The sequence below is a fragment of the Micromonospora sp. SL1-18 genome, from assembly GCF_047921505.1.
Taxonomy (GTDB): domain Bacteria; phylum Actinomycetota; class Actinomycetes; order Mycobacteriales; family Micromonosporaceae; genus Micromonospora.
In genome coordinates this window covers 62,609-75,515 of the sequence record NZ_JBLROA010000013.1, presented here as the reverse complement: position 1 = coordinate 75,515, position 12,907 = coordinate 62,609, and the positions used below count along the sequence as shown (strand labels likewise).

The 12,907-nt window shown below is 68.8% G+C and carries 7 protein-coding genes; all 7 read left to right on the top strand.

Annotation, left to right across the window (positions count from 1 at the left end):
• Positions 1 to 237: 237 nt before the first annotated feature.
• The 7 genes from ACNAW0_RS08910 to fusA all read left to right on the top strand — a co-directional run bounded on the left by ACNAW0_RS08910 (position 238) and on the right by fusA (position 12,813).
• Positions 238 to 3,669 (top strand): DNA-directed RNA polymerase subunit beta, encoded by a 3,432-nt coding sequence (locus ACNAW0_RS08910; protein WP_416287252.1) that lies wholly within the window; start codon positions 238 to 240, stop codon positions 3,667 to 3,669.
• Between the two features lie 81 nt (positions 3,670 to 3,750).
• The gene (locus ACNAW0_RS08905) at positions 3,751 to 7,638 is read left to right on the top strand and encodes a DNA-directed RNA polymerase subunit beta' (RefSeq protein WP_416287251.1); all 3,888 of its coding nucleotides are present in this window, start codon (positions 3,751 to 3,753) and stop codon (positions 7,636 to 7,638) included.
• Positions 7,639 to 7,785: 147 nt separating this feature from the next.
• Entirely contained in the window at positions 7,786 to 8,154 is a 369-nt protein-coding gene (locus ACNAW0_RS08900) for a hypothetical protein (RefSeq protein WP_416287250.1), read from the top strand.
• Between the two features lie 722 nt (positions 8,155 to 8,876).
• Positions 8,877 to 9,257 carry a hypothetical protein gene (locus ACNAW0_RS08895; RefSeq protein WP_416287249.1) on the top strand — a complete coding sequence of 127 codons (381 nt, stop codon included), beginning with the start codon at positions 8,877 to 8,879 and terminating at the stop codon, positions 9,255 to 9,257.
• A 537-nt stretch (positions 9,258 to 9,794) separates the two neighbouring features.
• The gene (rpsL, locus tag ACNAW0_RS08890) at positions 9,795 to 10,169 is read left to right on the top strand and encodes a 30S ribosomal protein S12 (protein WP_007465318.1); all 375 of its coding nucleotides are present in this window, start codon (positions 9,795 to 9,797) and stop codon (positions 10,167 to 10,169) included.
• 1 nt (position 10,170) lies between these two features.
• Positions 10,171 to 10,641 (top strand): 30S ribosomal protein S7, encoded by a 471-nt coding sequence (rpsG, locus tag ACNAW0_RS08885; RefSeq protein WP_091079418.1) that lies wholly within the window; start codon positions 10,171 to 10,173, stop codon positions 10,639 to 10,641.
• A 75-nt stretch (positions 10,642 to 10,716) separates the two neighbouring features.
• Positions 10,717 to 12,813, top strand: a complete 2,097-nt coding sequence (gene fusA / locus ACNAW0_RS08880; protein ID WP_416287248.1) for an elongation factor G — start codon at positions 10,717 to 10,719, stop codon at positions 12,811 to 12,813.
• Positions 12,814 to 12,907 lie beyond the last annotated feature (94 nt).

Below are 12,907 nucleotides of genomic sequence, written 5' to 3'. Positions count from 1 at the left end.
GAACGTCGCGTTCCGAGCGGCCCGGCAGACCCGTTTTTGCGGGTGCCGAGGCAAGTTCCGCGACGACCTGCGGGGTGGGCTGGACAGCGGTTAGCCTCTCGGCTACACTGCTAGTTTGCGCTGCCTTCCGAATTTACCCCTGCTCGGAAATGTCCGTTTACGGCTATTTTCTGGTGGGGTCATTGGAGTGCGCGCATACCAGCCGTTCTGCAGCACCGGTCCTCGGAAGGACGCATCTTGGCAGCTTCCCGCCCTGCGAAGACCAGTCGTACGTCGAGCGCTTTCGCGCCCCGCCGAGTTTCTTTCGGCAGGATCACCGAACACCTCGAGGTCCCCAACCTCCTCGCCATCCAGAACGAGTCCTTCGACTGGCTCGTCGGCAACGAGGCTTGGCAGGGCCGGTCGGCGGACGACCCGCACGCACGATCGGGTCTCGCGGAGATCCTCGACGAGATCAGTCCCATTGAAGACTTCTCCGGCACCATGTCGCTCTCCTTCTCGGCACCGCGCTTCGACGAGGTCAAGGCCTCGATCGAGGAGTGCAAGGAGAAGGACCTGACCTACTGCGCCCCGCTGTTCGTGACCGCGGAGTTCACCAACAACACCACCGGCGAGATCAAGAGCCAGACGGTGTTCATGGGTGACTTCCCGATGATGACGCCGAAGGGCACCTTCATCATCAACGGCACCGAGCGCGTGGTGGTCAGCCAGCTCGTCCGTTCGCCGGGCGTCTACTTCGACAAGCAGCCGGACAAGACCTCCGACCGCGACCTCTCCAGCGTCAAGGTCATCCCGAGTCGGGGTGCCTGGCTCGAGTTCGACATCGACAAGCGCGACACGGTCGGCGTACGTATCGACCGTAAGCGCCGGCAGGCCGTCACCGTCCTGCTCAAGGCCATCGGGTGGTCCGCGGAGCAGATCCGCGAGAAGTTCGGCTGGTCCGAGCTGATGATGACCACGCTCGAGAAGGACCACATCGCCGGCCAGGACGAGGCGCTGCTCGACATCTACCGCAAGCTCCGCCCTGGCGAGCCGCCGACCCGCGAGAACGCCCAGACCCTGCTCGACAACCTCTTCTTCAACCCGAAGCGGTACGACGTCGCCAAGGTCGGGCGGTACAAGTTCAACAAGAAGCTCGAGGTGGGCGTACCGATCACCACCGGGACGCTGACCGAGGACGACATCGTCGCCACCGTGGAATACCTCTGCCGGCTGCACGCCGGCGAGGAGGGCTACGAGGCCGACGACATCGACCACTTCGGCAACCGTCGCCTGCGTACCGTGGGTGAGCTGATCCAGAACCAGGTCCGGGTCGGCCTGTCCCGGATGGAGCGCGTCGTCCGCGAGCGGATGACCACCCAGGACGTCGAGGCGATCACCCCGCAGACCCTGATCAACATCCGCCCGGTGGTGGCGGCGATCAAGGAGTTCTTCGGCACCTCGCAGCTGTCCCAGTTCATGGACCAGACCAACCCGCTGGCGGGCCTTACCCACCGGCGCCGGCTGAGCGCGCTCGGCCCGGGTGGTCTGTCCCGGGAGCGGGCCGGCTTCGAGGTCCGCGACGTGCACCCGTCCCACTACGGCCGGATGTGCCCGATCGAGACGCCGGAAGGCCCGAACATCGGTCTGATCGGCGCGCTCTCCACCTTTGCCCGGGTCAACCCGTTCGGCTTCATCGAGACGCCGTACCGGAAGGTCGTCGACGGCCGGGTCACCGACCAGATCGACTACCTGACCGCGGACGAGGAGGACCGGTTCGTCAAGGCGCAGGCCAACGCCCCGCTGAAGTCCGACGGGTCGTTCGCCGAGGACCGCGTCCTGGTCCGCCGTAAGGGCGGTGAGACCGAGGACGTGCCGCCGGCGGCCGTGGACTACATGGACGTCTCGCCGCGGCAGATGACCTCCGTCGCGACCGCGATGATCCCGTTCCTCGAGCACGACGACGCCAACCGCGCGCTCATGGGCGCGAACATGCAGCGTCAGGCGGTGCCGCTGGTCAAGGCCGAGGCCCCGCTGGTCGGTACGGGCATGGAGTACCGGGCGGCCGTGGACGCCGGTGACGTGGTCGTCGCCGAGGTCGGCGGTGTGATCGAGGACCTCTGCGCGGACTACATCACGGTCCACCAGGACGACGGCCACCGCCGGACGTACCTGCTGCACAAGTTCCGCCGCTCCAACGCCGGCTCCTGCGTCAACCAGAAGCCGGTCATCTTCGAGGGCGACCGCGTCGAGGCCGGCCAGGTCATCGCCGACGGTCCGTGCACCGACGACGGCGAGATGGCGCTCGGGCGCAACCTGCTCGTGGCGTTCATGACCTGGGAGGGCCACAACTACGAGGACGCGATCATCCTGTCGCAGCGCCTCGTGCAGCAGGACGTGCTCACCTCGATCCACATCGAGGAGCACGAGGTCGACGCCCGGGACACCAAGCTCGGCCCGGAGGAGATCACCCGCGACATCCCGAACGTCAGCGAGGAGATGCTCGCCGACCTCGACGAGCGGGGCATCATCCGGATCGGCGCCGAGGTCGTCACCGGCGACATCCTGGTCGGCAAGGTCACCCCGAAGGGTGAGACCGAGCTGACCCCCGAGGAGCGGCTGCTTCGCGCGATCTTCGGTGAGAAGGCGCGCGAGGTCCGGGACACCTCGCTGAAGGTGCCACACGGTGAGACCGGCACGGTCATCGGCGTGCGTACCTTCTCCCGTGAGGACGGCGACGAGCTGCCCCCGGGCGTCAACGAGCTGGTCCGGGTCTACGTGGCCCAGAAGCGCAAGATCCAGGACGGTGACAAGCTCGCGGGCCGCCACGGCAACAAGGGCGTCATCTCCAAGATCCTGCCGATCGAGGACATGCCGTTCCTGGAGGACGGCACCCCGGTCGACATCGTGCTGAACCCGCTCGGTGTGCCGTCCCGGATGAACATCGGCCAGGTCCTGGAGACCCACCTCGGGTGGGTGGCCAAGACCGGCTGGAGCGTCCAGGGCGACGACGCCGAGTGGAAGCGCCAGCTCCGCTCGATCGAGGCGCACGAGTCCGTGCCGGAGAGCAACGTGGCCACCCCGGTCTTCGACGGTGCCCGGGAGGAGGAGATCTCCGGTCTGCTCGCGTCGTCCCTGCCCAACCGGGACGGCAAGCAGCTGATCGGTTCCTCCGGCAAGGCGCAGCTGTTCGACGGCCGCTCGGGCGAGCCGCTGCCGGACCCGATCGCGGTCGGCTACATCTACATCCTGAAGCTCAACCACCTGGTCGACGACAAGATCCACGCCCGGTCGACCGGCCCGTACTCGATGATCACCCAGCAGCCGCTGGGTGGTAAGGCGCAGTTCGGTGGCCAGCGCTTCGGTGAGATGGAGTGCTGGGCGATGCAGGCGTACGGCGCCGCGTACGCCCTGCAGGAGCTGCTGACGATCAAGTCCGACGACGTCCTCGGCCGGGTGAAGGTCTACGAGGCGATCGTCAAGGGCGAGAACATCCCCGAGCCGGGCATCCCGGAGTCGTTCAAGGTGCTGCTCAAGGAGCTGCAGTCGCTGTGCCTCAACGTCGAGGTGCTCTCCAGCGACGGTGTGGCCCTGGAGATGCGCGAGACCGACGACGAGGTGTTCCGGGCCGCGGAGGAGCTGGGCATCGACCTGTCCCGGCGCGAGCCGAGCTCGGTCGAAGAGGTCTGAGGTGAGCGGTCGGGAGCCGGTCCGCCGGCTCCCGACCCCGCCCGTTAGCTAAGCAGTACAGACGACGACATAGGGGACATAGTGCTCGACGTCAACTTCTTCGACGAGCTGCGCATCGGCCTCGCCACCGCCGACGACATCCGTCAGTGGTCCCACGGCGAGGTCAAGAAGCCCGAGACCATCAACTACCGCACCCTGAAGCCGGAGAAGGACGGGCTCTTCTGCGAGAAGATCTTCGGTCCTCAGCGGGACTGGGAGTGCTACTGCGGTAAGTACAAGCGGGTCCGGTTCAAGGGCATCATCTGCGAGCGCTGCGGCGTCGAGGTGACCCGCTCCAAGGTTCGCCGGGAGCGGATGGGTCACATCGAGCTGGCCGCTCCGGTGACCCACATCTGGTACTTCAAGGGCGTGCCGAGCCGGCTGGGCTACCTGCTGGATCTCGCCCCGAAGGACCTCGAGAAGATCATCTACTTCGCCTCGTACGTCGTGACGAGCGTGGACGCCGAGGCGCGTCACCGTGACCTCTCGACCATCGAGAACGAGATCCTGGCCGAGAAGCGGCAGGCCGAGAACAGCCGCGACTCGGAGATCGAGAAGCGGGCCGCCAAGCTCGAGGCCGACCTGGCCGAGCTGGAGGCCGAGGGCGCGAAGGCGGATGTCCGGCGCAAGGTCAAGGAGGGCGGAGAGCGCGAGATGCGCCAGATCCGCGACCGCGCCCAGCGCGAGATCGACCGCCTCGACGAGGTCCTCGACACCTTCCGCAAGCTCGAGCCGAAGCAGCTGGTCACCGACGAGCTGCTCTACCGCGAGCTGCGCGACCGCTTCGGTGAGTACTTCACCGGCAGCATGGGCGCCGAGGCCATCAAGGCGCTGGTCCAGAACATGGACCTCGACGCCGAGGCCGAGAGTCTGCGCGAGACCATCCGCTCCGGCAAGGGCCAGCGGAAGATCCGGGCGCTGAAGCGGCTGAAGGTCGTCGCGGCGTTCCAGAACACCCGCAACTCGCCGCTCGGCATGGTGCTGGACTGCGTCCCGGTCATCCCGCCGGACCTGCGCCCGATGGTGCAGCTGGACGGTGGCCGCTTCGCGACCTCCGACCTGAACGACCTGTACCGCCGGGTGATCAACCGGAACAACCGCCTCAAGCGGCTGATCGACCTCGGCGCGCCCGAGATCATCGTCAACAACGAGAAGCGGATGCTCCAGGAGGCCGTCGACGCGCTGTTCGACAACGGCCGTCGCGGCCGGCCGGTCACCGGTCCGGGCAACCGTCCGCTGAAGTCGCTCTCCGACATGCTCAAGGGCAAGCAGGGCCGGTTCCGCCAGAACCTGCTGGGTAAGCGCGTCGACTACTCCGGCCGTTCGGTCATCGTGGTCGGCCCGAAGCTCAAGCTGCACCAGTGCGGCCTGCCCAAGCAGATGGCGCTGGAGCTGTTCAAGCCGTTCGTGATGAAGCGGCTGGTCGACCTCAACCACGCGCAGAACATCAAGTCCGCCAAGCGGATGGTCGAGCGGCAGCGGCCGGTCGTGTGGGACGTGCTGGAGGAGGTCATCGGCGAGCACCCGGTCCTGTTGAACCGGGCGCCGACCCTGCACCGGCTGGGCATCCAGGCGTTCGAGCCGCAGCTGGTCGAGGGCAAGGCCATCCAGATCCACCCGCTGGTCTGCACCGCGTTCAACGCCGACTTCGACGGTGACCAGATGGCGGTCCACGTGCCGCTGTCCGCCGAGGCCCAGGCCGAGGCGCGGATCCTGATGCTGTCGTCGAACAACATCCTCAAGCCGGCCGACGGCAAGCCGGTCACCATGCCCACCCAGGACATGGTCATCGGTCTCTACCACCTCACCCACCTCACCCCGGGTGGCAAGGGCGAGGGGCGGGCGTTCAGCTCGGACGCCGAGGCGCGGATGGCGTACGACAACGGCGAGCTGCACCTGCAGACTCCGGTCAAGATCCGGCTGCGCGGCATCGTCGGGATCGACAACGGTGCCGGCGTCGGGCCGTGGGCCGCGCCCGAGGGCTGGGTCGAGGGCGAGCCGGTGACGGTGGAGACCACCCTGGGCCGGGTCCTGTTCAACGAGACGCTGCCCCCGGGCTACCGCTTCGTGAACTACGAGATCCGCAAGGGCCAGCTCTCCGCGATCGTCAACGACCTCGCCGAGCGCTTCCCGAAGGTGGCCCTCGCGGCCACCCTGGACGGGCTCAAGGAGGCCGGTTTCCACTGGGCCACCTGGTCCGGCGTCACCATCGGCATGGAGGACGTCATCGCTCCGCCGCGTAAGCGGGAGATCCTGGATCGGTACGAGAAGGAAGCCGACCGGATCGACAAGCAGTACCAGCGTGGTCTGATGACCGCCGAGGAGCGTCGCGGCGAGCTCATCGAGATCTGGACCAAGGCGACCAACGAGGTTGCCAAGGAGATGGACACCGCGCTGCCGCAGGAGAACCCGCTGTGGAAGATGATCAACTCGGGTGCCCGCGGTAACCTGCTCCAGCTCCGGCAGATCGCGGCGATCCGTGGTCTGGTGGCCAACCCGAAGGGTGAGATCATCCCGCGGCCCATCAAGGCCTCGTACCGGGAGGGTCTGTCCGTACTGGAGTACTTCATCTCCACGCACGGTGCCCGGAAGGGTCTCGCGGACACCGCCCTGCGTACCGCCGACTCGGGTTACCTGACCCGTCGTCTGGTGGACGTCTCGCAGGACGTCATCATCCGCGAGGAGGACTGCGGCACCGACCGGGCCATCCCGATGCAGGTCGGCCAGCGGGTCGACGGCAAGCTGGTCGTGCACGAGCACGCCGAGACCAGCGTGCACGCCCGTACCCTGGCCGACGACATCAAGGGGCCGGACGGCACCGTGGTGGCCGAGCGGGGTCAGGACATCAACTCGATCGGGGTCGACAGGATCGTCGCGGCCGGGGTGGAGAACGTCCGGGTGCGCAGCGTGCTCACCTGCGAGTCGAAGCTGGGCGTCTGCGGTGCGTGCTACGGCCGCTCGCTGCCGACCGGCAAGACCGTGGACGTCGGCGAGGCGGTCGGCATCATCGCCGCGCAGTCGATCGGTGAGCCGGGTACGCAGCTGACGATGCGTACCTTCCACACCGGTGGTGTCGCGGGTGAGGACATCACCCAGGGTCTGCCCCGTGTCCAGGAGATCTTCGAGGCCCGGATCCCGAAGGGCAAGGCGCCCATCGCCGACACCCCGGGCCGGATCCGGATCGAGGACGGCGAGCGGTCGCGGAAGATCATCGTGGTGCCGGACGACGGCAGCGACGAGATCGTCTACGACAAGATCTCCAAGCGGGTCCGGCTGCGGGCCCACGACGGCGACCACGTCGAGGTCGGCGAGAAGCTCACCGAGGGCACCATCGACCCGCACGAGCTGCTGCGCATCCTCGGCCCGCGGGCGGTTCAGGTCCACCTGACCCAGGAGGTCCAGGAGGTCTACCGTTCGCAGGGTGTGCTCATCCACGACAAGCACATCGAGATCATCATCCGGCAGATGCTGAAGCGGGTGACGGTCATCGACTCCGGCTCGACCGAGTTCCTGCCGGGCGTGCTGGTTGACCGGGCGCTCTTCGAGTCGGAGAACCGCCGACTCGTCTCCGAGGGCGGCGAGCCCGCCGCGGGTCGCCCGGTGCTGATGGGTATCACCAAGGCCTCGCTGGCCACGGACTCCTGGCTCTCGGCGGCCTCCTTCCAGGAGACCACCCGGGTGCTGACGGACGCGGCGATCCACGCCCGCAGCGACTCGCTGATCGGCCTCAAGGAGAACGTGATCATCGGTAAGCTCATCCCGGCCGGTACGGGCATCAGCAAGTACCGCAACATCCGGGTCGAGCCGACCGAGGAGGCGAAGGCCAAGGTCTACTCGATGACCGGCTACCCGGAGACCGACTACGGCTTCGGGCCGGCCAGCGGCCAGGCGGTGCCGCTGGACGACTTCGACTTCGGGTCGTACCGCTAAGCACCAGCAACGACGAGGCCCCCGGCACCCGCCGGGGGCCTCGTCGCGTATCCGGCCTTCTGGTTCCGCGATCCGCCTGGCATCCGGTTGGAGGTCTGCTCCTACTGAGCATCGGGTGCGGCGGGCCGTCGGGGCATGATGGTGGGCATGACGACCGCGCCCGGGCAGGTGCCCGTCGCCCAGCAGGGGCCACGCCATCCGTTCGATCCCGAGCCGGTCCGCTCGACGAAGGCTCGCGCGGTCTTCGCCCTGGGGCTGATCGGGGCGTTCACCGGGCTCTTCGTCGGCGGCGTGGTGCCGTCGATCATCGCCCTGCGGCTCGCGCGGCAGGCCCGGCGGGAGGCGTACGCCTCGGGCGGGTTTCTCACCGGCGCGGACCGGCTGCGGCGCGGGGAGCGGCTGGCCTGGACGGGGCTGGTCCTGGTCGCGGTCGCGGTGGTCGCGGCCGTGGTGATCGGGGTGGTCAGGCTCGCCGATGCTCCCTTCGGGCACGACTACGCCCCGAACATCGACTGACCCGGCGGGGGAAGCCGGCCGCGCCCGGCCCCGCCGCCGGGATCCGCGGCGGTAGCCTGGCCCGTGTCCGCCGCGCGGCGGGCGAGCCACATCGACAGGAGGCGCTCGTGACGGAACCGGCCCCGCCGCCGGGAGATGATCCGAACCGGGCCGCAATCGGGCCGGACCCCGCCGCGTCGACGCCGGGTACCGGGCTCTCTGGGTCCACGCCGGACAGCGTGCCATCGGGGGCCGGGCCGGGCGCTGGGCCCGCGGGGTCCACACCGGGCGGTGCCGGCCCTGCCAGCCCCTGGGCCGCACCGGGGGCCGGGCCGGACGAGGAGCCGAGCGTCCCGCCGGAGGTCGCTCCCACGGGGTACGCCCCGCCGCCGGTCACCCCGCAGCCCGCGCTGCCGGGGCCCTGGCCGCCCGCCGGGCCGTACCCGCCGGGCCGGCCGGAGGGCGTCCCGCCGGGGCAGCCACCGGCACCGCCTGGCGTTCCGCCCCACTATGTCGGGTACCCCCAGCCGACCGGACCCGGGCCGCACTACGCGCCGCCGGCTCCCGCCGGCTGGGGGACGTTCGGGGCGTACCCGGGGAATCAGCCGGCGCCCGGCGGGGGGTGGGCGGCACCGGGGAGCGCGCCGGCGGGCGGTGGCTGGGCCCCGGCACCGCCGGTGGCCGGTGCCCGGCCGGGGCAGATGCCGCCGCCCCCGCGCGAGGCCCCGCGCCCACCGAGGTGGGTGGACCCGGTGCCCGGCACCCCGTTCGGCGTGGTCCACCTCGACGTGCCCCCGGTGACCTCGGGCCTCGCCGTCGGGTCGCTGGTGAGTGGGATCGCCTCGATCCTGGTCTCGCTGCTCGTCTTCTGCTTCGGCGTTTCCGGGCCGAACCTCGGGGGCGCCTGGGCCGCCGGGGCCTTCACCGTGCTCGGTGCGCTCGCCGGCACTGCCGCGATCGCGGCCGGCCTGCTGGCCCGCCGGCAGATCCGGCGGGCGGCACCGCCGCCGGCGGTGCGATTCACCGGGCGTGGCCTGGCGGTGGCGGGTCTCAGCTGCGGGGGAGGCGGGCTGCTGCTCAGCCTGGTCGGGCTCGCGCTGGCGCTGGTGCTGCAATTCAGGTGATCTGTGTCACCCTGCGCTGGGCGCGATGCGCTGCCTGCGGCCCGGAGCGCCTCGGGGTCCGGCAGGCCCCGGGGCGGAACCAGGGCCGCCGGGTCCCTCGGTGGTCAAGCCGGTACACTGGTGGCCGTAGGTGCCCATCGGGGGCGAGCAGACACGACGTGATCGGCCGGTGGACCGCGAAGCGGTTCTCCCAGGCTGCTCCGTTTTGACCTGCGCGGCTGTGGTAGGTACTCTTTTCGCTTGTGCCCGGGCTGGCCCGGGCAATGCGTGCGTGCGCTGGAACCGGTCGCCCGGTGATCGCGCGGCGGCACGACCACAGCCCAAGATCCGGCACGCGAGCGCCGTGTGCCGGTGACAGAAATCCGGTACGACGTGCGAGCGGCGTGCCGGGACCGTGAACCGGGCGACACGCCCGACCGCGGGTGCTGGGACTTCCGCCAGGTGGTCCTGGTTGGAATGTAAGAGAGCCGTCCATCAGGCCGGCTAGAGCAGACGGCGCGGTCGCTTCGCGGCGGCCGAAGGGAGCGGAGAAGCCCGGTGCCCACCATCCAGCAGCTGGTCCGAAAGGGCCGGCAGGCCAAGACGACCAAGACCAAGACCCCGGCGCTGAAGGGTTCGCCTCAGCGGCGCGGTGTGTGCACCCGCGTGTACACCACCACCCCGAAGAAGCCGAACTCGGCGCTGCGCAAGGTCGCCCGCGTCAAGCTCAGCAGCCAGATCGAGGTGACCGCGTACATCCCGGGCGTCGGCCACAACCTGCAGGAGCACTCGATCGTGCTCGTCCGCGGCGGCCGGGTGAAGGACCTCCCCGGCGTGCGGTACAAGATCGTCCGCGGCTCGCTGGACACCCAGGGTGTCCGCAACCGCAAGCAGGCGCGCAGCCGTTACGGCGCGAAGAAGGAGAAGAGCTGACATGCCGCGTAAGGGACCCGCTCCGCGGAAGCCGCTGGTCGCTGACCCGGTGTACAACTCGCCGCTGGTCACCCAGCTGGTGAACAAGATCCTCCTGCGCGGCAAGCGTCAGCTGGCCGAGCGCATCGTGTACGCCGCCCTGGAGGGCTGCCGCGAGAAGAGCGGCACCGACCCGGTCGTCACCCTCAAGCGCGCGATGGACAACGTCAAGCCGACGCTGGAGGTGCGCAGCCGCCGGGTCGGTGGCGCCACCTACCAGGTGCCGGTCGAGGTCCGTCCGGCCCGGGCGACCACGCTCGGTCTGCGCTGGCTGGTGACGTACTCCAAGGCCCGTCGTGAGAAGACCATGGTCGAGCGGCTGATGAATGAGCTGCTGGACGCGAGCAATGGTCTGGGTGCCGCCGTCAAGCGGCGCGAGGACACCCACAAGATGGCCGAGTCCAACAAGGCCTTCGCGCACTACCGCTGGTAACACCCTGGTTCCGGCGCCCATGAGGCGCCGGAACCGCCACCAGTTGTGTCTAGACGACGATAAGTAGGGATTGAAGTGGCCGCCGCAGACGCGCTCGCCAACGTACGCAACATCGGCATCATGGCGCACATCGATGCCGGTAAGACCACTACCACCGAGCGGATCCTGTTCTACACGGGCATCACGTACAAGATCGGCGAAACCCACGAGGGTGCCGCGGTCATGGACTGGATGGAGCAGGAGCAGGAGCGCGGTATCACCATCACTTCCGCCGCCACCAAGTGCGAGTGGAAGGGCCACACGATCCAGATCATCGACACGCCCGGCCACGTCGACTTCACGGTCGAGGTCGAGCGGTCGCTGCGCGTTCTGGACGGTGCGGTCGCGGTCTACGACGGCGTAGCCGGCGTGGAGCCGCAGACGGAGAACGTCTGGCGTCAGGCCGACAAGTACAACGTCCCGCGGATGTGCTTCGTCAACAAGATGGACCGCACCGGTGCCGACTTCTTCCGCTCCGTGCAGATGATGATCGACCGGCTCAACGCGACTCCGCTGGTGCTCCAGATCCCGATCGGGGCCGAGGCCGACTTCATCGGTGTCATCGACCTGATCGGCATGCGGGCCCTCACCTGGCGCGGGGAGACCCAGAAGGGTGAGGACTACGCGGTCGAGGAGATCCCGGCCGACCTGGCCGACAGCGCCGCCGAGTGGCGGGAGAAGCTGCTCGAGACCCTGGCCGACGTCGACGACGCGGTGATGGAGAAGTACCTCGAGGGCGAGGAGATCTCCGTCGAGGACATCCACGCCGGCATCCGCCGCGCCACCATCGGGGGCAAGGCCAACCCGGTGTTCTGCGGCACCGCGTTCAAGAACAAGGGCATCCAGCCCATGCTCGACGCGGTGGTCGCGTACCTGCCCTCGCCGCTGGACGTCCCGGCGATCGAGGGCACCGCGACCGACGGCGAGACTCCGATGCAGCGGAAGCCGTCGACCTCGGAGCCGTTCTCGGCGCTGGCCTTCAAGATCCAGACCGACAAGCACCTGGGCAAGCTGACCTACGTGCGGGTCTACTCGGGCACGATCGAGTCCGGTATGCAGGTGGTCAACTCCACCAAGGACCGCAAGGAGCGGATCGGCAAGATCTACCAGATGCACGCCAACAAGCGGGAGGAGCGCGGCTCCGCCAAGGCTGGCGACATCATCGCGGTCCAGGGTCTGAAGCAGACCACCACCGGTGACACCCTGTGCGACCCGGCGAACCCGGTCATCCTGGAGTCGATGACCTTCCCGGAGCCGGTCATCGAGGTCGCCATCGAGCCGAAGACCAAGGCCGACCAGGAGAAGCTCAGCACCGCCATCCAGCGGCTGGCCGAGGAGGACCCGACCTTCCGCGTCAAGCTGGACGAGGAGACCGGCCAGACGGTCATCTCCGGCATGGGCGAGCTCCACCTGGACATCCTGGTCGACCGGATGCGCCGCGAGTTCAACGTCGAGGCGAACATCGGTAAGCCGCAGGTGGCGTACCGCGAGACCATCCGCCGCGCGGTGGAGAAGGTCGAGTACACCCACAAGAAGCAGACCGGTGGTTCCGGCCAGTACGCCAGGGTCATCATCAGCGTGGAGCCGCTGCCGCTGGACAACGACTCGCCGACCTACGAGTTCGCGAACGCCGTCACCGGTGGCCGCATCCCCAGGGAGTTCATCCCCTCTGTGGACGCGGGTGCCCAGGACGCCATGCAGTACGGCGTGCTCGCCGGCTTCCCGCTGGTGGGTGTCAAGCTGACGCTGGTGGACGGCCAGTACCACGAGGTCGACTCGTCCGAGATGGCGTTCAAGATCGCCGGCTCGATGGCGATGAAGGAGGCGGCCCGCAAGGCCGATCCCGCGCTGCTCGAGCCGATGATGGCCGTTGAGGTCACCACTCCTGAGGAGAACATGGGTGACGTCATCGGCGACCTCAACTCCCGGCGCGGCATCATCCAGGCGATGGAGGAGCGTCACGGCGCCCGCATCGTCCGGGCCCTGGTGCCGTTGTCGGAGATGTTCGGCTACGTCGGCGACCTGCGGTCGAAGACCCAGGGCCGGGCTAGCTACAGCATGCAGTTCGACTCCTACGCCGAGGTTCCGGCCTCGGTGGCCAAGGAGATCATCGCCAAGGCGACTGGTGAGTGACGCTCGCCTGAGCTGATCCGATGAGCCGGGGCCGGCCGCGGGAGGAATCCCGCCCGCGGCCACCTCGGTCGGGTTGTGTGATTCCGGGCCTGTA